The sequence below is a fragment of the Gottfriedia luciferensis genome, assembly GCF_001712755.1.
In the GTDB taxonomy this organism is placed as follows: domain Bacteria; phylum Bacillota; class Bacilli; order Bacillales; family Bacillaceae_G; genus Gottfriedia; species Gottfriedia luciferensis_B.
This window is the reverse complement of sequence record NZ_MDKC01000032.1, coordinates 225742-246033: the sequence shown is the minus strand read 5'-3', so window position 1 is coordinate 246033 and position 20292 is coordinate 225742. Positions and strand designations below refer to the sequence as shown.

The following is a 20292-nucleotide window of genomic DNA, read 5'->3' as shown; positions in this document are numbered from 1 at the left end:
TGGTAATACCAAATCAATTTTAAAGATCACCTGGGGAGCTTTGGGTAAAGTATTAGTGTAAAATCATCTAGTTTTTGATGTGGCTCTTTTTGATACTCAACTTTAAATAAGACTGATTTAAGGAGTTTATTTTTAAGCTCTATATTGGTTGTTTTGTAATATAAATCTAACACTTTTTCAAAGGTTGGAATTAATTGTTCGTTTAGCAACTCTCTATTGTGATATTTTGTCAGTTCATCCAAAATTAACGTCTTACTATTTGAAAGTTCTTCTAGTCGATTAGAGAGGGTTTTTGAACGTTCATTGTAAATCGATTCATCATAAATACCGCGTTCTAGTAAATTAAATAAATTATTTTTTTGTTTTACAACTTCATTTAATTCATTCTCTATTTGTTTAAGTGCCTGTTTTTTTAAATTAATTACTTCAAAATCTTCCTCGTCGGGTTGATTCGTAAAACTGATTTTATATTCTTTTAACCAAATTTCTAACCCTTGTAATAGTTTCTCTTCAATTAAATGAGTATAGGAAGAGCGGGTGTTACAACGGTTATTTGTACACACAATTTGTCTAGGTTTGCCTTTTGGATAACGCTGCTGTAATTTTGATCCACATTTACTACAAAACATTATTCCAGCTAGCTGATTACTTAATTTACTATTATAAGGGGCATGGTATCGACTAGTTAAAATATCTTGTGCAAAATTGTGTATATCAGGATCAATTATTGCTTCATGTTTTCCATCGACAATTAACCAGTCAGATTTTGGTTTTCTTATACCTTTACTTGATTTTTTATTCCAAGTCACTTTACCGATATAAATCGGATTTTTGATCATCTCCAAAATGGAATTGTAACTCCACTTTTTACCTGTATAGGAAGGGATATTCATTTGATTTAAACGGTTAGCAATTTCGTTTGCACCAATCAAATCCTTCGTATACCATTCAAAAATACTTTTTACTACCTTTGCCTGCTTGCTATTAATACGTAAAGAGCGGAATTCCTTTGTTTCATATATCTCATATCCATAAGGTGCAAAGGTTCCTAAATAATTTCCTCTTTGGACTGATAATACTCGACCTCGTTGAAGCCTTCGAGTAATTATTTTTAATTCTTTTCGCGCCATAAATGCCTCAAATTCACTGTATTCCTCATCAAACTCATCATGTAGGTCATAGGTCTTTCTTGGAGTAATAATTTTTGTTCTAGAGGATTTAAACGTTTCTAAAATAATGCCCTGTTCCTTCATATTACCGCGTCCAAGACGGTCCATATCCATTACTAACACGCCATCATATTTGAATTCTTCAACTTCTTGTAAAAGCTTTAACATTTCTGGCCGGTAAACAAGCGATTCACCAGATGCAATTTCTTGTCGTATACAGATTATATTTAAATTACTTTCCTTAGCGAATTTCAAAAGCTGCTCCTTATGCTTTGATAAGGTCTCACCTTCACCTCTAGCCTCTGCATCTAAATCTGCTCGACTTTTACGCAAGTACAATGCAACTCGTTCCATGTAATCACCTCATAGACTATATATATGTCTAATTAAGGAATTAATTAATTTTTGAATCATCGGCAAAAAAAGGTTGGTTAGTCCGTCAGAAAACTAAACATACAATGAATTATGGGGGTGGTGATACTGAGTAAACAAACAGAATTTACTGCTACCTATCAATTCGGAAAAACAAAAGTGAATATAATTGCGCCAAATGATGTTACAGAAGAAAATAAAAAGAAAATTATTGAAGAAATTCATACGATTGGCTGGAAGATTATTAAAGAAGAAATGTATAAGAAAGATGATCAGTAAGATGAATTTAGTAAGCACCTAAAAAAGGGTGCTTTTTTATCTGTAATCTTGATCAATGAAGAATTAGATTTCAAAAGTAAATTGCTTAGGCAAACTATATTTTTGTACTTTTCACAGCGGTAAAAAACTAAATATGCAATCAATTTAACTACAGATATAATAGTGACCATGATTCATTATTTTAAGAAAAATTCTAAGACAGATTACTCAAAAATCTGTCATTTTTTTTACATAACGAACGTAATTATAGTGATAGTGATTCTAAATATTCATCAAAGAGAGGAATGTTGGTTATTATCGAATATCATTTTAAAAAACAATTTTGTTCAAAGGGAAAATTGATCGAACGTAAGCTTGCTGATCAATTGATTTTAAATGTAAGAATAAAAGATGTCTTAGAACTAGCTTATAATAACTGGGCTTTAGATTATGCAAAAGGTGTAGTTGCCTTAAATCTTACAAATGGTGAATTAATTGGTTATTCACTTAAGGGTGCACATAATAGAACTAGAAACGACTATGAGATTATTATTTTTGAACTAGATGCAAATGTTGACGTGGAAGATATTACTGTTTTAATGGGGAATATTGGTATTCGAGCTGTACGGACATTTTTTGAAATCGACGATGAAACTTTTTCTAACAATATGATATTTTGGACAGAAACCTATTTACGGTTTCATAATTTGACGATTAAATCAATTAGAGATCGGTTTTTAAAGGTACTATATACTGATTATAAACAAACCTTTTATAATACTTGCATTAAAAAACAACTTGATTATGTTTACGCTAACTATATCGTTCATTACAATCATTAGGGTGAGATCTTAAAAATTATTTTATTAAGCTTAATTTTTTGTTTCAATCCCCTTTTAAATCCTTTAATCGGCTCCTTTTAAAGTCAATTTTTTACTGTCCCAAACCAATGATATTCCGTTTAGATAGGTATTATCCTCTAAGTCATAATTTAATGCGTTTAATGAGTACAAAAAATATCTATTTTATTCCCTTTGGCCAAGATGATCCAATCAAAAAACCGAATTCATTAGTGGCAAGAATGGATTCATTGCTTGATACAGTGAAATCTTCTATTGAAGGAAAACAACTTCAACCTGTTTTAGTTGAAAAATATCGCGATCTCCAATAAATATTTTAGAAAAAATAGGACTGAATTATTTTTTCTATGTTAGAATGAAGAAAATTGAGTATGTGTCATTAGGATACATACTCGTTACTATGAAATCAATTATTCAAGCGAAAACCTTTGAATATAAACTTCATTTGACGTAAACTATTTAATAAAAGTGAAAACAGGGATGGTGCAAAAAAAGTGGGGAATAAACAAAGTTATGTAGTAGCTGTAGTAGGTGCAACTGGAGCAGTTGGACAACAAATGATTGCAACATTGGAGAAAAGAAATTTTCCAGTAAAAGAAATTAAATATTTATCTTCAAAACGTTCTGCAGGAACAAAATTAACATATAAAGGTAAAGAAGTAATCGTACAAGAAGCTACTCCTGAAGCTTTTGAAGGTGTTGATATTGCTTTATTTAGTGCTGGTGGCTCAGTATCAAAAGATCTAGCTCCTGAAGCAGTTAAAAGAGGGGCAGTAGTAGTAGATAACACTAGTGCATTTAGAATGGCTGAAGATGTACCTTTAGTTGTACCTGAAGTAAATGACAAAGATTTATTTAATCATAAAGGGATTATTGCAAATCCTAACTGTTCAACAATCCAAATGGTTGTTGCCCTAGAACCAATTCGTCAAACAATTGGTTTAAATAAAGTAGTAGTTTCAACTTACCAAGCCGTTTCTGGTGCTGGAGTTACAGCAATTGAAGCATTAAAGGAACAAGCGCAAGCATTCTTAAATGGTGAAGAAGCAACTCCATCAGTATTACCGGTAAAAAGTGGTGAGAAACATTATCAAATTGCTTTTAATGCAATTCCACAAATCGATGTATTTACTGAGAATGGATATACTTATGAAGAAATGAAAATGATTAATGAAACGAAAAAAATCATGCATTTACCTGAATTACAAATTAGCGCAACTTGTGTACGACTTCCTGTAATTTCTGGTCACTCAGAGTCAGTTTACATTGAAGTTGATAAGGAAGTATCAGTAGCTGAACTTAAATCACTTTTAAGTGATGCACCTGGAATCGTTTTACAAGATGATCCAGAACAACAACTATATCCAATGCCATTTTACAGTATTGGAAGTAATGAAGTATTTGTAGGACGTATCCGTAAAGACCTAGATAATCCATTTGGATTCCATTTATGGATCGTTTCAGATAATCTATTAAAAGGTGCTGCTTGGAATTCAGTGCAAATTGCTGAAAGATTAATTGAGTTAAGCATCATTTAGTGAAAACTGCTAGAGAGGTGCAAAAATGAAAATATTAGTCCAAAAATTTGGAGGGACTTCAGTACGTGACGAAAATGGTAGAAAGCACGCACTTAAGCATATAAAAGAAGCATTAGAAAAAGGATATAAATTAGTAGTTGTTGTTTCTGCTATGGGACGAAAAGGTGAACCATATGCAACTGATACACTATTAAATTTAGTTGGCGCAAAAAAAAGTAAGGTTACACAAAGAGAACTTGATTTATTAATGTCATGTGGTGAAACAATTTCATCAATTATTTTTTCAAATTTATTGAATGAAAACGGTATTCATGCCATGGCAATGACAGGTGCATCTGCAGGTTTCCGAACAAATGATGAATTTGGAAATGCAAAAATTCTTGATATGAAATGCGGCCGTCTAATTAAAGAGCTAGAAAACTATGATGTTGTAGTAGTAGCAGGATTCCAAGGATCAACATCTAATGGTGATATCACAACATTAGGTAGAGGTGGAAGTGATACTTCTGCTTCTGCACTTGGGGTTGCTGTTGGCGCAGAAACAATCGAAATCTTTACTGACGTTGAAGGCGTAATGACAGCAGATCCAAGGATTGTAAAAGAAGCAAGGCCTTTATCAGTTGTTACGTATGCAGAAATTTGTAATATGGCGTATCAAGGTGCGAAAGTAATTCATCCTAGAGCTGTAGAAATCGCGATGCAAGGAAAGGTACCTATTCGAATTCGTTCAACCTATTCAAATAGTTTAGGTACACTAGTAACATCGAATCCTACACAACGAATTATTGGTGATAATATTCAAGATCGTTTAATTACAGGAATTGCACATGTACCGAATGTTACGCAAATTAGAGTAACTTCAAAGGAACATACTTTTGATTTACATTCTCAAGTATTTAAAGCAATGGCAAATAAAGGAATAAGTGTAGACTTTATTAATATCTCTCCTAATGGTGTAGTATACACTGTAAGTGATGAAGTTGCTTCAAAAGCGATAGATGTATTAAAAGGAATCGGCTATGAGCCTTCATACACTACAGGATGTGCAAAAGTATCAATAGTTGGAGCGGCAATTGCAGGAGTACCTGGCGTAACTTCAAAAATTGTAACTGCATTAGCTGAAAAAGGAATTCAAATTTTACAATCAGCTGACAGTCATACAACTATTTGGGTGCTTGTCAAAAATGAAGATATGGTCGAAGCAGTTACTGCACTTCATGATGCATTTGAACTTAGTTCAGTTAAAATGGATTAAATTTTGATCGGAGTGGAACAATGAGTAGATTTGGTAAAATTTCAACAGCGATGGTAACTCCTTTTGATTCAAAAGGAAATATTGATTTCGCAAAAACAACAAAACTTGTGAACTACTTAATTGAGAATGGTACGGATTCAATCGTAGTTTGCGGAACAACTGGAGAATCTCCAACGTTAACTTCTGAAGAAAAATTAGCATTGATTAGCCATGTTGTTTCAACTGCAGCTGGAAGAGTACCTGTAATCGCAGGTACAGGAAGTAATAATACTCGTGAAACAGTTGAATTAACGAAAAAGGTTTCTGCTTTAGGTGTAGATGCAATAATGGTAGTTGTACCTTATTATAATAAACCAAACCAAGAAGGACTTTATCAACACTTTAAAGCGGCAGCTGAAAGTACTGAACTGCCTGTAATGTTATATAATGTACCAGGTAGAACAGTTGCTAGCCTTTCTGTAGATACAGTTGTAAGATTAGCAGAAATTCCGAATATAGTTGCAATTAAAGATGCGACTGGTAACTTAAGCATAATGACAGAAATTATTGACCGTACTCCTGAAGATTTTGAATTATACTGTGGTGACGACGGCCTAACACTTCCTGCATTTGCTATTGGTTCAAAAGGAACGGTTTCTGTTGCAGCACACGTATTAGGAAATGAAATGCAGCAATTAGCTGAAAGCTTCTTCACAGGAGATATGGCTAAAGCACAATTCTTACACCGTAAACTATTACCATTATTTGAAGGATTCTTCATGGCACCAAGTCCAGGTCCAATCAAAACAGCTTTACAAATGAAAGGGTTAGATGTTGGTGGAGTTCGTTTACCGCTTGTACCACTTTCAGAAGCTGAACGCACAACGATCGGTATATTAATAAATAAATTAGACGAAGCATTACAAAGTAATTAATAACAAAACCACTTACAAATAATCCGATTAATTTGGATTTGCGTAAGTGGTTTTTATTAATGTATGGACTCATCCACAAAAAACAGAATTCTCCTATTGAATCACAATAAATGGTCTCATCATTTCATAGTCCTCGTGTTCCAACATATGACAGTGCCAAACATATAAGCCCGTGAATGGCCCAAACCTCATGATTATTCTTGTTACTTGATTTGGATTAGCTTGAACAGTGTCCTTCCAACCACATTCTTGTGGGTTTGGTGGAGACGGTGGATCTGTATAATGAATGATCTTTTCCTTTTTATACTTTTCTACATCAAAGTTTCTACGATCTAAGATTTGGAAATTAATTAAGTGGAGATGTATAGGATGAGCATCTGGCGTTAAGTTAATTAAATACCATATTTCAGTTGTTCCCAATTTTGGATTTTCTGTAATGGGGGCATCCCAATGTTTATTATCCAATAACATAATTTCTCGTCCATACTGATCCATCCTGTGATCTAATGTTAAGTATCGCTTCATTGAAGCAGATTGTTCATTTATTTTTGGAATAGTCACCATACTAGCTGGTATCATGCTCGTGTCTAGGTTTGACAATGGCAATGTAACTAGAAATTGCATCACAGTTCCTGTATTTTCATCAACAGGTCTTCCCGATGGAAATGGGGTAGGAGCATCATTCTGCATAATAATCTTCTTACCTTCAAGATTGGTAAAATCGATGATTACTTCTGCTCGTTCTGCAGGTGATAACATGAGCTCATTTATCCCAATCGGATGCTGCATGAATCCACCCTCAGTTGCGATTTGATACATAAGTTGACCTGTATTAAGCTTAAATCGAAAAAAGCGTGAGTTAGAACCGTTTAATAATCTAAATCGATATTTTCTTGGTTCAACTTTTAAATAAGGATGAACTTTACCATTGACGATGACTGTATCACCAATAAATTCAGGGATATTAGACGTTTGTAGTTCTTTAATTGGTTGATCTGGTTGTTCTGGATAATAAAGTGAACCATCGTGATTAAAACTTTTATCTTGTATCAATAGTGGGACATCATAATTCCCATTCGGTAAATTTAATGAACCTTCCTTCTGATCACTAACTAGATAGAATCCTGCTAAACCAGCATATATATTAAGCCTTGTAATACCAAGTGCGTGATCATGGTACCAAAGTGTAGATGCACAATCGCAATTATCATATCGATATACTTGCTTTCTAAAATAACGCCCAACTTGTTTATAATCTTTTGTGAACCAAGCTTCAGGATAGCCATCGCTTTCAGATTCGACACAAGCACCATGTACATGTACAACTGTCCTTACTTGAGGGACATCTTTATGAGCACCATGAACTGTATAATCGATCGGAAACAGGTGTTTGTCTGGTAAATCATTGATCCATTTAATAAACACGATTTCCCCTTTCTCTACTTTAATTGTAGGTCCAGGATAGCTTCCCTCATACCCCCAAACAGTTGAGTCATTTAACTCGCTATGGAGCGATTGTTTAAACTCCGTCATCGTTACTTCATAATAAGTATAAAAATGATCTTTCCAGCGAGGTTTTAATATTGGTGGAATGGGTAGTTCATCAACAAATTTAGAAAGATTCATTTTGGGGGGCTCTTTGTGATTAAAATTCATATCGAACCTCCTTTTCTAACATATTCATATTCCAGCAATAAGTAATAATTGACTATTCAATAGAAAGAAATTCAATATAGACAGTTAAGAGAAATAAGAGGAGATAAGAAGTCTGATAACATGATTAATTTTGCAAAAAACTGTCAAAGGTAGCCCATATTATTCTCGTTTAATTCAAGTAATCTTAACTCCAATCGTTAAGAAGGAAAGATGAAGTGGAAACAACACAATTTTTCTTTTTAATGTTAGCTATAGAAACCTGGCCGTTAAAAAATGATTAAAAATACTACCCAAAGTAATCCGATTTTCCTATTTAAGGAAGAATGTATCTTGTTTTACCTGTTCGGACTAGGATATAATGTTTGTAAGATTTTGAACGGTCTGTAAATTTAAAGAATTAACTAGGAGGAAAAGGTTGTGGTGAAGGAAATGAAGGAACAAGTAAAAGTTTTTGCCCTTGGTGGGGTCGGAGAAATCGGAAAAAACATGTATATAGTCGAAGTAGGCGATTTGATATACGTGTTAGATGCAGGTTTGAAATTTCCTGACCAAGAAATGTACGGAATAGATCATGTCATACCTGATGTAAGTTATTTAGAGAAAAACGCACATAAAGTAGTAGGTGTTTTTATAACACATGGACATGAAGATCATATTGGTGCAATTCCATATATTATGAATAAACTTCCACAAGTAAAGTTTTACACGAATAAATTAGCTTATTTATTTATAAGAGAAAAATTAAGTGAAAAGGGTATTAAAAACCTTGAGCAATTTGAACTATATGACGAAACTACTTTATTAACTTTTGAAAATAGTTCAATTAGTTTTTTTAGGACTACTCACAGTATTCCTGATTCGTTTGGATTTTGTATAAATACACCACAAGGTGCTGTCGTTTTTACTGGAGACTTCAAATTTGATCAATCGAAAAGTCCCTATCCAGGTGCTGATTTAGGTAAACTAGCATTAATAGGAGATAAAGGTGTCTTATGTTTGCTATCTGATAGCACGAACGCAGAAAGACAAGGGTTTTCGGGTTCTGAGAAGAAAGTATCGGAAGAAATTAAAAAAGAAATAATGAAAGCAAAAGGAAGAGTTTTAGTAGCTTGCTTTTCTTCAAATATATATCGAATCCAACAGGTTATTGATGCAAGTGTAGCTTCTGATCGAAAACTTGCAGTTGTCGGAAGTAGTATGATGAAATCGATTGAAATAGCGAAGGAATTAGATTATTTATCGATTCCTGATGATTTAATGATTTCAGTTGTGGATACAGATAATTATAAAGAAAGAGATATTGTCATCCTTACAACAGGTACTCAAGGAGAACCGATGGCAGCTCTTTCAAAAATTGCTAAAGGTACGCATAAACAAGTTTCAATCCGAAAAGGTGATACTGTACTAATGGCGGCAACACCTATTCCAGGAAATGAAATGTTAGTTTCATCTTCTGTTAATCTATTATTTAGAGCCGGCGCAAATGTTATTTATGGTTATAAGAAGGTACACGTATCTGGCCATGGCTATGAAGAAGAATTAAAATTAATGCTTGAATTAATGAAGCCAAAATATTTCATACCAGTTCATGGCGAATATCGAATGCAAAAAGCACATTCACATATTGCAGAAGAAGTAGGGATGGCAAAAGAAGATATTTTTATTATTGAAAAAGGGGACATCGTTTCGTTTAAAAATGGTCAAGCTTCTCGTACTGAAAAAATCGAAGTTGTCAATGTTTTAATTGACGGAATTGGTGTCGGTGATGTTGGAAATATCGTATTACGTGATCGTAAGCTACTTTCACAAGATGGAATACTTATCGTTGTGGTAACGTTTAACAAGCAAAAGAAAGCAATCATATCTGGTCCAGAAATTATAACTCGTGGTTTTGTATATGTTCGTGAGTCCGAAAAATTAATAACTAGATCAACTGAAATTGTAAAAGACATTACAGAAAAAATGTTACAGAACGATCAAATTGAATGGACATTATTAAAAAATTCAATAAGAGATGGATTAAGCGCTTACTTATATGAAGAAACAAAAAGAAGACCAATGATTCTTCCAATATTAATGGAAGTATAATTTTAAATAGCAATGTATTTCTTAATCCAAGATGGGTATGATTTCCTTATTATTTTCACATACTAACTTGTATGAAAAATGATAGGGGGAACCGTTTTGACAAATTCAAATAATGAAACACCTATTCCAAACGAAGATGCACCTCCAAAGCCAAATGATCAAAAGGATATGAGCATTGTTGAAAAAATTCAGCAATTAGGACAAACAAATGTTCCAGCAAGCAATGATTCAAAAATCCATTGTCTAACGATAATTGGACAAATTGAAGGGCATGTGGCATTACCACCTCAAAACAAGACAACTAAATATGAACATTTAATCCCGCAATTAGTGGCAATTGAACAAAATCCTAAAATTGAAGGATTATTGATTGTTCTAAATACTGTTGGTGGAGATGTGGAAGCAGGCCTTGCGATATCAGAAATGATTGCGACATTAACGAAACCTACTGTATCAATCGTTTTAGGCGGTGGTCATAGTATCGGGGTACCAATTGCAGTAAGTACTGACTTCTCATATATTGCTGAAACGGCAACAATGACGATTCATCCAATTCGTCTAACTGGCTTAGTAATTGGTGTACCTCAAACATTTGAATACCTTGATAAAATGCAAGAAAGGGTAACACGTTTTGTTACAAAGCATTCAAATATTACAGAAGAACGTTTCAAGGAATTAATGTTTACAAAAGGTAATTTAACAAGAGATATCGGCTCGAATGTAGTCGGTGGAGATGCAGTAAAATATGGACTAATTGATGATGTAGGTGGGATCGGGCAAGCACTGAGTAAGTTGCAGGAATTAATTGATGAACGAAAAGAAAAGTCTAATAAAGAGGAGAATGAATTTTGATTCTTTATACAATCATGCCAATTGAATCGATTTTTCCTGTTGATCAACAAGAATACACATCACAGCAGTTTTTGGAATACAATGGTGTTCCAATGTTGGTTGATAGTGTTGGAGGTACAGCTTTTGAAATTAAACGAATTGTCAGTACTGATCCGCAGCATTTTATGCAGTATACACCTGGTCAAAGAATTTTAGTTCTTCCAACTTGAGGTAATTATTAACAATACATGGTAAACATATGTTCTGATATGTTATAATAAATTCAATTTAAGAAAGCAGCCAAAAGGCTGCTTTCTTTGGCGAATCTGCAAATTTTGATGGGGGTGAATTACATGGCAAAGCAGAAGCAGCAAAAGTCAAAAGCTCGAAAATCAGTAAGTGGTAATGGTTCAATATGGTATGAAATTAGTGGATTAATATTTTTAGCACTATCAATCGTAACAATATTAAAGCTTGGTATTGTAGGTAAAGCGTTTGTATTATTCTTGAGATTCTTCTTTGGGGAATGGTACATGCTTAGTTTTCTTTTTATCATCGGTTTATCTGCATATAGCATAATTTATCGAAAAAGACCTCCATTTGTTTCGAGTATTACGATTGGTGGATTGTTAATCTTCTTTAGTATATTGATGTTTAGTCATGTTACTCTATTTGATTTATTAGCAAAAAATAATCAATTTCATGATCAATCTGTTATAAAAAGTACGCTAGATTTATTTTTAATTGAAGCCAAAGGCAAAATCAGTACGGTTGATCTTGGTGGAGGTATGATTGGAGCAATACTTTTTGCAGTTTTATATTTCTTATTTGATCGAACCGGTGCGATTCTATTCGGAATCATTGCAATTGTTGCGGGAGTTTTATTTATAACTGGTAAGCCACTTGGTGGTTATATATATCAATATATAATGCCAAAAGTAAGAAATTTAATTTCAGATAGCTGGAAGGATTTTACAAATTTCTGGAAGCGTGGTCGTGAACAAAAAACTACTAGTAGACGAGCTGAGGCTAAACAAAAGAGAAAAGCAAGGAAAGATTCATTTGAAGACAATGATAATGAAGTAGAAGTGTCTACGGGTAATAATTTAAATTACCAAGTTAAAAATTCATATGAAGATGAGATCATCGAGCCGAAAAAAGAAATTCAAATCGAATATTCTCCTACATATCAGCCACCTAAGGGACCAGAATTGATCATCGCAAATAATTCAAATCAAATCCAAGCTCATTTTGCAGAGGATGATGATCAATCAATTGAATTGCCAGTTGCAGAAGTAGGTATTGATGATAAGGTAGATTACGTATTGCCATCAATGGATTTATTGGCCTACCCAAAGGGTGCTAAAAAACGTGAAAATGAATCCAAACTAAAGGAAAATGCGGACAAGCTTGAAAGAACATTTCAAAGTTTTGGTGTAAAGGCTACAGTAACAAAAGTACATCATGGACCTGCGGTAACAAAATATGAAGTATACCCTGAAGCAGGTGTAAAAGTTAGTCGTATTGTAAATCTTAGTGATGATTTAGCCCTTGCACTTGCAGCAAAAGACATTCGAATTGAAGCTCCGATTCCAGGTAAATCTGCTGTAGGAATTGAAGTGCCTAATACGAATATAACGACTGTATTACTTAGAGAAGTTCTCGAAGCAAAAAATCCGAAATTACAAAATCCATTAGCTGTATCGTTAGGAAAAGATATTGCCGGAGATGCTGTATTTGCAGAGCTTAATAAAATGCCGCATTTACTAGTAGCTGGGGCGACAGGTAGTGGAAAAAGTGTATGTATAAATGGAATCATTGTAAGTATCCTAATGAATGCAAAACCATCTGAAGTAAAGCTAATGCTAATCGATCCGAAGATGGTTGAATTAAATGTTTATAATGGTATTCCTCATTTGCTAACTCCTGTTGTAACAAACCCTAAAAAGGCTTCACAAGCGTTACGAAAAGTTGTTAGTGAAATGGAAAGAAGATACGAGCTTTTTTCTCATTCAGGTACTAGAAATATCGAAGGTTATAACGAATTAACTAAACAAAATAATACGATGACTGATTCGAAACAACCTTTATTACCTTTTATCGTCGTAATAGTTGATGAGTTAGCTGACTTAATGATGGTAGCTTCGAGTGACGTGGAAGATTCAATCACTAGATTAGCTCAAATGGCTCGTGCAGCTGGTATCCACTTAATTATTGCTACACAACGACCGTCCGTTGACGTTATCACGGGTGTCATTAAAGCAAATATACCTTCTCGAATTGCTTTTAGTGTATCTTCTCAAACAGATTCTCGTACAATACTTGATACTGGTGGAGCAGAAAAACTATTAGGAAGAGGAGATATGTTATATCAACCAATCGGTGCATCTAAACCAATCCGAGTACAAGGGGCATTTTTATCTGATGATGAAGTTGAAAGAGTAGTCGAGTTTTCAATCTCTCAACAAAAGGCTCAATACCAAGAAGAAATGATGGTAAAAGAGGAAAAAGATGGGAAATCTGAAGTGAATGATGACCTTTATAATGAAGCTGTTGAGTTAGTATCAAATATGCAGTCAGCCTCGGTATCACTACTACAAAGAAGATTTAGAATTGGTTATACAAGAGCTGCCAGATTAATTGATGCGATGGAAGATAATGGTATAGTTGGTCCGTATGAAGGTAGTAAACCAAGGGAAGTATTAATTAGTAAGCCAGTAGAAGATGAGCAAGCCTTGTCATAAACAAAAAAGAAAAAATTGTCGAAACATTATTGACATTTTTAGACATAGAATGATATTATTTCTTCAGATAAATTGATAGTCCTCATATAATATCGACATAATGGGTCGGAAGTTTCTACATTGCAACCAATATTTGCAATACTATGGGGAAAAAGCATTATTATGGAGAAATGATTTATATTTACGATAATCAAAAACTCTTATAATCTAGCTTTTTCACTAAGTGGAACGGTAGATTATAAGAGTTTTTTTTGTTAAATATGAACAAATGATCCATTAACGTAATAAAAAATAAAGCGTTTACAAAAAAGTGTTGAAATGAGTAAAAAATAACAGTATAGTAAAGAAGGATTATACGACAGATGTCTAACAACTGATGTCTGAAATCCGAAGTTTGGGGGATGGGAAATGAAGATTAAAACAGACACCAGATTACTTTATCTCCAAGTGATGGATCGAATAAAACAAGATATTGAGAATGGTATTTACTTGCCACATCATAAGTTACCATCAGAGTATGAGTTATCTAAAATATTTGGAGTATCAAGAGCAACATTAAGAGAAGCATTAAGAGTTTTAGAAGAAGAAAATATCTTAGTTAGAAGACATGGAGTCGGTACATTTGTGAAACCGAAACCAATATTTAGGACAGGCATTGAACAATTAAGTAGTGTCTCAGAAATGATTGTTGATGCAGGTAAAGAGCCTGGTACAATCTTTCTATCTTCTAAACTATTAGTTCCTACGAAAGAAGATTTAAAAAGCTTCACAATCACTGAAGATGATCGAATGCACGTAGTAGAAAGAATTCGAACAGCAAATGGTGAACCTGTCGTTTATTGCATTGATAAATTACCGACTAATTATTTTAAACAGGTTCCATCATATGAAGATCACTCGTTTTTTACATTCATTAAAAAAGAAACTGGTCGCAATATCGAATATTCAAGTGCAAGAATTGAACCGATAGGTTACCACGATAAAGTTTCTCCTTTATTACAGTGTGAACCAGATGTTTCATTATTATTAATCGAACAGTTACACTTTGACGATTTAAACCGTGCAGTTTTACATTCTTATAATTACTTTAGAGCGGATCAGTTCAGCTTTAATGTTTTAAGAAAAAGAAATTAAATTGTATAGCCAAATTAATATTTACGAAAAATAAGTTTTGGCAAGTTTTCAAATATTGTTTACTGAAAGTTCATTAAATTATTAGGGAGGTGGATCGTTAAGATAACGATTATAAACCAAGCTAGTACAAAAGTAAATAAAAATTTAAGGGGGCAAAATTTTTATGAAGATGAAAAAAGCTGGTCTTGTTCTTTCAATGGCCTTAGCAGCAGGTACAATTTTAGGTGCTTGTGGTAAAGGTGGAGATACAAAAGACGCAAAAGGCGCATTTAAAGTAGGAATGGTAACTGACTCTGGTACGATTGATGATAAGTCATTTAACCAAGGTACTTGGGAAGGGATCCAAGCTGGAGCTAAAGATTTAGGTTTCAATCTTAAGCAAGATACAAAATACTTAAAACCTGCAGGTGAAACTGAAGCAGATTACTTAAAAGAAATCGGTAACTTAAATGATGCAGGGTTTCAATTTATTATAACTCCTGGTTATAAATTTGAAACAGCAATTAATAAAGCGCAAGATAAATATAAAGATGACAAATTTGTAATTATCGATGGTACTCCACACACAGCTAAAGATTTTACTCCAAATGTAAAAGATAACACAGTTTCAATTTTCTTCGCAGAACATGAAGCTGGTTACTTAGCTGGTATTGCAACAGCAGTTCAATTAAAAACTGGTGATGTTGGATTTATCGGTGGTATGGAAATTCCAGCAGTTCAAAAATATAACTGGGGATTCCAACAAGGTATTAAATATGCAAACGAAAAACTTGGAACAAGCATTTCTTTAAAAGCTAATAACGTAGTTTATTCTGGAAGCTTTACAGACAAAGCAGCAGGTCAACAAATTGCAGCTCAAATGTATGACCGCGGAGTTAAAGCGATTTTCACTGCAGCAGGTGGAGTAGGACAAGGTGCTATTACTGAAGCTAAAAACAGAGTAGCTAGTGGTAAAGAAGTTTGGGTTGTTGGTGTTGACGTAGATCAGTACGCTGATGGTGTTTATAAAGATAACAAATCAATCATTTTAACTTCAGCTATGAAAGGTGTTGCAAAAGCAGCTTCTGATATGGTTAAAGCTGAAAAAGATAAAAAATTCCCTGGTGGACAAACTTTAACTTACGATGCAAAAAATGATGGAATTGGTTTACCAAAAGAAAATCCAAACTTAAGTTCTGATACTATAACAAAAGTTAATGATGTATTTAACAAAATTAAGTCTGGTGAAATTGTAGTAGCAAGTGAAAGAGGAAGTTTAATTAAGTAATTAAATTTCTAATTAATAAATGATAGAAGAAGCATAGGAAAGGAGTCCCTTTTATATGCTTCTTCTACCCTAAAAATGATTTTTTAGTTTCATGCTTTAATCAATTGTAAGCACTTATATTGGTAAAGCTTCCAATTGATTAGGGCATGACTATCGGGAGAGAGAGTTAAGCCCTCCTTAAATAAAAAATATAGAAAAATATTTCGAAATCAAGTAAAACTTTAAAATAAAAAATGACTTCGTAATATCAAGGAGGAAAATTATGGAATATGTAGTGGAGATGCTAAATATAACAAAAGAGTTTCCTGGCATTATAGCGAATGATAATATTACACTACGATTAAAAAAAGGGGAAGTTCATGCTTTATTAGGTGAAAACGGGGCAGGGAAATCAACTTTAATGTCCGTCCTTTTTGGAATGTACACACCTGAAAAAGGGATTATAAAAATAAAAGGTAAAGAAGTTAAAATTTCAAATCCAAATGTTGCAAATGAACTAGGAATCGGAATGGTTCACCAACATTTTAAACTAGTTTCAAATTTTACAGTAACAGAAAATATTATTCTAGGTCTTGAACCTAAAAAGGGGCTAGTCGTAGATATTAAGACTGCAGCAAAACGTATTGAAGAGCTTTCGAAAACTTACGGTTTAAATGTAGATCCATATGCAAAGATTGAAGATATTACAGTAGGGATGCAACAAAGAGTCGAAATTTTAAAAACTTTATACCGTAATGCTGAAGTATTAATCCTAGATGAGCCAACAGCAGTACTTACTCCACAAGAAATACAAGATTTAATGAAGATTATTAAAAACTTGATCAATGAAGGCAAGTCAATCATTATCATTACTCATAAATTAAAAGAAATTAAAGCTGTTGCCGATCAATGTACAGTAATTCGTCACGGTAAGTACATTGGTACAGTTGATGTAAAACAAACTTCTGAATCTGAAATGGCATCTATGATGGTCGGACGTCAGGTGTCTTTCAAGGTAGATAAGGTAGAATCAAATCCTGGTGAAGTTGTACTAGATGTAAATAATTTAAGTGTCAAAAATAATAAAAAAGTTTTAGGTTTAAAAAATGCTACACTTCAAGTTCGAGCAGGTGAAATCGTTGGGATTGCCGGAGTTGAAGGAAATGGACAATCTGAACTTGTTGAAGCAATTACAGGGTTAAGAGCGATTGAAGAGGGTTCTATTTTATTAAAAAATCAAGATATTACAAAACACAGTATACGCGAGCGAATTAGAAACGGTATTGCTCATATTCCAGAGGATCGTCAAAAAAGAGGACTTGTTCTTGAATATACAATTGAAGAAAACGTTGTTTTAGAGATTTATAATCAAGAGCCATTCTCTAAATATGGTGTATTAGATAAAGCTGCGATTGCCAAACATGCAAAGAAAATTATTGAAGAATTCGATGTACGATCTGGTGAAGGTGCTAAAACAGTGGTTGAATCAATGTCTGGAGGAAACCAACAAAAAGCAATCATTGGTCGTGAAATCGAACTTAAGCCAGAGTTATTAATTGCATGTCAGCCAACGCGTGGATTAGACGTTGGTTCGATAGAGTATATTCATAAGAGATTAATAGAGCAAAGAGATAGCGGAAAAGCTGTTCTACTGATCTCGTTAGAGCTAGATGAGGTTCTTAATTTATCTGACCGCATTGCAATCGTAAATGCTGGAGAAATCGTTGATATCGTTAATGCCAAAGACACAAATGAAGATGAATTAGGATTAATGATGGCTGGTATAAGGAGAGGTGAAGGGGCATGAAAAAGGGAGGAATCATTTCTTTAATTGCCGTAGTATTAGGTTTACTAGCTGGAGCATTATTAATTTTAGTAACAGGTAATGATCCAGTAGAAGGGTTTACTTATTTATTCCAAGGTGGATTAAAAGATCCGGAGCGTATTGGTAATACATTTGCTACTGCTACTCCGTTAATTTTAACAGGACTTTCTGTTGCATTTGCATTCAGAACAGGTTTATTTAATATTGGTGCAGCTGGCCAAATGCTTTTCGCAGGATTTTGTGCTTCTGCAATTGGTTTAACTTTCGATTTACCTACTCTTATCTTAGTACCAATTATGGTAATTGTAGCCTTTATTGCAGGTGCAGCTTGGGCATTTATTCCAGGACTACTAAAAGCTAGGTTTAATGTTCACGAAGTAGTTTCTACGATTATGATGAACTGGATTGCCTATTGGACTGTTTATTATTTAGTACCACAATATTTTAAAGGTAGTACTGAAACAGAGTCAAAAATGCTTGCAGATGCAGCAACATTAAAAATGCCATTTTTATCAAATTTATTTGGTGGATCATATATTAACTTCGGTTTATTTATCGCCGTAATTATGGTAATCGTTGTTTCATTTATTATTAATCGTACAGTATTAGGGTATGAATTAAAAGCTGTAGGTTACAACCGAAGTGCTGCTGAATACGCTGGTATTTCAGTAAATAGAAATGTTATTTTATCAATGATGATTTCAGGTGGACTAGCAGGGTTAGCAGGTGTTGTTCAATTCGCTGGTAATGCATCACTAATTCAAATAGGTGTTTTACCTACCGAAGGATTCGACGGAATTGCCGTGGCACTTTTAGGCATGAATACACCAATTGGCGTATTTTTCTCAGCTATTTTCTTTGGACTATTATATTCTGGTAAAGGTTTTATGAGTGCAATGACTTCAATTCCACCAGATATTGCTGATGTTATCATTGCAATTATTATTTATTTCTCTGCAACTAGTATTTTAATTAAAAAAGTTATAGATCGAGTATCGAAATCACGCAAATACAAAAACAGCAATGTAGGAGAGAAGGTGAAATAAGGCATGGATTTAATTATACAAATTTTCCCATATGCAATTGCCTATACGATTCCATTATTAATCGTAGCATTAGGTGGTTTATTTTCTGAGCGAAGCGGTGTCGTAAATATTGGTTTAGAAGGTTTAATGGTTGTTGGTGGTTTCGCTAGTGCCTTAACAATTTCAAAACTTCAAGAAACTCATCAAGGTGAAGTTTGGGTAATCTGGGTAGGAATTCTTGTTGCAGTTCTAACAGGTGCTTTATTTTCTTTACTACATGCGTTTGCAAGTATAAATTTACACGCAGATCAAGTAATTAGTGGTATCGCAATTAATATGATTGCAGGTGCTTTAACAATCTTCTTAGCAAGAAATATTACTGGATCAGGAAACATCAGTATTAACGGTATTACTCGTACGGATATCCCAGTGTTAAAGAACATTCCAATTCTTGGAGATTTATTCTTTAAAAACACGTATTCTACAACATGGTTAGTCATCGGCATTCTAATCATTAGTACATTTGTACTTTATAAAACTCGTTTAGGCTTACGTCTACGTGCATGTGGTGAATACCCACAAGCAGCTGATGCAGCAGGTATTAATGTATACCGTATTCGTTACCTTGGCGTTATTATTTCTGGTGCATTTTCTGGATTAGGTGGAGCAATTATTTTAGTAACTTACTCTGGCGAATTTACAGGTAGTGTAGCAGGTCTTGGTTTCTTAGCAATTGCTGCATTAATTTTTGGACAATGGAAGCCACTTGGAATTTTAGCAGCGACATTATTCTTTGGTGTAGCAACAACAATTGCCAATGTATCGCAAGTAATTCCAAGCTTAGCTCATATCCCACCATTAGCATTAAAGTTATTCCCATACGTTGTAACTTTAATCGCATTAGTAATTTTCTCTAAATCATCTCAAGCACCAAAATCAGTTGGTGTTGCATATGAAAAAGGTAAACGATAAATAATTGTTTTGAAGCTTCCTATTTAATTAGGAAGCTTTTTTCATTTGCTGAAACAACATTGTGTCAACTAATTACGAATATTATCCTGTTAAGTAAGATTGCTTTGGTTGAACATCTCTCAACTATACCAAGAAATTAAATTATAATTCGTGTTTTGATCGATTTTACGAAGAAGAAGATCCTCAAGACATTCAAATAACTTCAGTTTGATTTCTTCTGGAATTCGTTAACCTCATGTCACATGGAGTTATTTGAGGATAAAATCACATCGGAAAAGAAGAATTAATCGTTTTAGAGGTATAAAAGAAAAGACAATGTTAAAAAGTGTATTGGTTTTAAGATTTTCAGTTATGTTTTGGTAATGATTGGAACGTAAGGTGCGAGACTCCTGTGGGAAAAGAGGG

At 33.7% G+C, this 20292-nt stretch carries 16 protein-coding genes, 1 pseudogene and 1 riboswitch; of the genes and pseudogenes, 15 read left to right on the top strand and 2 right to left on the bottom strand.

Going from position 1 to position 20292, the window contains the following annotated elements; all coding sequences use genetic code 11:
* Window positions 1–26 precede the first annotated feature (26 nt).
* Window positions 27–1523 carry a recombinase family protein gene (locus BED47_RS16130; RefSeq protein ID WP_069034500.1) on the bottom strand — a complete coding sequence of 499 codons (1497 nt, stop codon included), beginning with the start codon at window positions 1521–1523 and terminating at the stop codon, window positions 27–29.
* A gap of 120 nt (window positions 1524–1643) precedes the next feature.
* Between BED47_RS16130 and BED47_RS23460 the strand changes: the two genes are divergently transcribed.
* The 6 genes and pseudogenes from BED47_RS23460 (at window position 1644) to dapA (ending at window position 6366) form a co-directional block, all read left to right on the top strand.
* Window positions 1644–1820, top strand: coding sequence for a cell division protein FtsZ (locus BED47_RS23460; protein ID WP_098948807.1), 177 nt, complete (start codon window positions 1644–1646; stop codon window positions 1818–1820).
* A 287-nt stretch (window positions 1821–2107) separates the two neighbouring features.
* On the top strand, window positions 2108–2641 hold the full coding sequence (locus BED47_RS16125; RefSeq protein ID WP_025568551.1) for a hypothetical protein: 534 nt from the start codon (window positions 2108–2110) through the stop codon (window positions 2639–2641).
* Window positions 2642–2787: 146 nt separating this feature from the next.
* Window positions 2788–2970, top strand: a pseudogene (gene spoVFB, locus BED47_RS23315) (dipicolinate synthase subunit B); the annotation flags it as partial.
* A gap of 183 nt (window positions 2971–3153) precedes the next feature.
* Window positions 3154–4197: an aspartate-semialdehyde dehydrogenase gene (gene asd / locus BED47_RS16120; protein ID WP_025568552.1), complete on the top strand. Its 1044-nt coding sequence runs from the start codon at window positions 3154–3156 to the stop codon at window positions 4195–4197.
* Between the two features lie 25 nt (window positions 4198–4222).
* Window positions 4223–5452 carry an aspartate kinase gene (gene dapG, locus BED47_RS16115; protein ID WP_025568553.1) on the top strand — a complete coding sequence of 410 codons (1230 nt, stop codon included), beginning with the start codon at window positions 4223–4225 and terminating at the stop codon, window positions 5450–5452.
* Window positions 5453–5472: 20 nt separating this feature from the next.
* Complete coding sequence (dapA, locus tag BED47_RS16110) at window positions 5473–6366, top strand: 4-hydroxy-tetrahydrodipicolinate synthase (RefSeq protein WP_025568555.1); 894 nt, start codon at window positions 5473–5475, stop codon at window positions 6364–6366.
* A 93-nt stretch (window positions 6367–6459) separates the two neighbouring features.
* On the opposite strand, the gene BED47_RS16105 is transcribed toward dapA, so the two are convergent.
* On the bottom strand, window positions 6460–7992 hold the full coding sequence (locus BED47_RS16105) for a multicopper oxidase family protein (protein WP_069034544.1): 1533 nt from the start codon (window positions 7990–7992) through the stop codon (window positions 6460–6462).
* Between the two features lie 447 nt (window positions 7993–8439).
* Between BED47_RS16105 and BED47_RS16100 the strand changes: the two genes are divergently transcribed.
* The 9 genes from BED47_RS16100 (at window position 8440) to BED47_RS16060 (ending at window position 19887) form a co-directional block, all read left to right on the top strand.
* A complete protein-coding gene (locus BED47_RS16100; RefSeq protein WP_069034499.1) occupies window positions 8440–10110 on the top strand; it encodes a ribonuclease J in 1671 nt (556 codons plus the stop codon).
* 168 nt (window positions 10111–10278) lie between these two features.
* Window positions 10279–10962, top strand: coding sequence for a ClpP family protease (locus tag BED47_RS16095; protein ID WP_254664609.1), 684 nt, complete (start codon window positions 10279–10281; stop codon window positions 10960–10962).
* On the top strand, window positions 10959–11171 hold the full coding sequence (locus tag BED47_RS16090) for a YlzJ-like family protein (protein ID WP_025568559.1): 213 nt from the start codon (window positions 10959–10961) through the stop codon (window positions 11169–11171). Before BED47_RS16095 ends, BED47_RS16090 begins: the two co-directional genes overlap by 4 nt.
* A gap of 123 nt (window positions 11172–11294) precedes the next feature.
* On the top strand, window positions 11295–13685 hold the full coding sequence (locus BED47_RS16085) for a DNA translocase FtsK (RefSeq protein WP_069034498.1): 2391 nt from the start codon (window positions 11295–11297) through the stop codon (window positions 13683–13685).
* A 62-nt stretch (window positions 13686–13747) separates the two neighbouring features.
* A riboswitch (purine riboswitch) is annotated at window positions 13748–13849 on the top strand.
* Window positions 13850–14093: 244 nt separating this feature from the next.
* Window positions 14094–14819 carry a GntR family transcriptional regulator gene (locus tag BED47_RS16080; protein WP_025568763.1) on the top strand — a complete coding sequence of 242 codons (726 nt, stop codon included), beginning with the start codon at window positions 14094–14096 and terminating at the stop codon, window positions 14817–14819.
* A 169-nt stretch (window positions 14820–14988) separates the two neighbouring features.
* Window positions 14989–16086, top strand: coding sequence for a BMP family lipoprotein (locus BED47_RS16075; protein WP_217493006.1), 1098 nt, complete (start codon window positions 14989–14991; stop codon window positions 16084–16086).
* A 262-nt stretch (window positions 16087–16348) separates the two neighbouring features.
* Entirely contained in the window at window positions 16349–17872 is a 1524-nt protein-coding gene (locus tag BED47_RS16070) for an ABC transporter ATP-binding protein (protein ID WP_069034497.1), read from the top strand.
* The gene (locus BED47_RS16065; RefSeq protein WP_025568767.1) at window positions 17869–18936 is read left to right on the top strand and encodes an ABC transporter permease; all 1068 of its coding nucleotides are present in this window, start codon (window positions 17869–17871) and stop codon (window positions 18934–18936) included. The genes BED47_RS16070 and BED47_RS16065 overlap by 4 nt, the downstream gene beginning before the upstream one ends.
* A 3-nt stretch (window positions 18937–18939) precedes the next feature.
* The gene (locus BED47_RS16060) at window positions 18940–19887 is read left to right on the top strand and encodes an ABC transporter permease (RefSeq protein WP_025568768.1); all 948 of its coding nucleotides are present in this window, start codon (window positions 18940–18942) and stop codon (window positions 19885–19887) included.
* The last annotated feature ends 405 nt before the right edge of the window (window positions 19888–20292 follow it).

Coding starts and splice junctions, on each gene's coding strand:
- BED47_RS16060 (WP_025568768.1), top strand. CDS start 18,940: ATGGATTTAATTATACAAATTTTCCCATATGCAATTGCCTATACGATT.
- BED47_RS16105 (WP_069034544.1), bottom strand. CDS start 7,992: ATGAATCTTTCTAAATTTGTTGATGAACTACCCATTCCACCAATATTA.
- dapG (WP_025568553.1), top strand. CDS start 4,223: ATGAAAATATTAGTCCAAAAATTTGGAGGGACTTCAGTACGTGACGAA.
- BED47_RS16130 (WP_069034500.1), bottom strand. CDS start 1,523: ATGGAACGAGTTGCATTGTACTTGCGTAAAAGTCGAGCAGATTTAGAT.
- BED47_RS16095 (WP_254664609.1), top strand. CDS start 10,279: ATGAGCATTGTTGAAAAAATTCAGCAATTAGGACAAACAAATGTTCCA.
- BED47_RS16070 (WP_069034497.1), top strand. CDS start 16,349: ATGGAATATGTAGTGGAGATGCTAAATATAACAAAAGAGTTTCCTGGC.
- dapA (WP_025568555.1), top strand. CDS start 5,473: ATGAGTAGATTTGGTAAAATTTCAACAGCGATGGTAACTCCTTTTGAT.
- BED47_RS16085 (WP_069034498.1), top strand. CDS start 11,295: ATGGCAAAGCAGAAGCAGCAAAAGTCAAAAGCTCGAAAATCAGTAAGT.
- BED47_RS16080 (WP_025568763.1), top strand. CDS start 14,094: ATGAAGATTAAAACAGACACCAGATTACTTTATCTCCAAGTGATGGAT.
- BED47_RS16065 (WP_025568767.1), top strand. CDS start 17,869: ATGAAAAAGGGAGGAATCATTTCTTTAATTGCCGTAGTATTAGGTTTA.
- BED47_RS16075 (WP_217493006.1), top strand. CDS start 14,989: ATGAAAAAAGCTGGTCTTGTTCTTTCAATGGCCTTAGCAGCAGGTACA.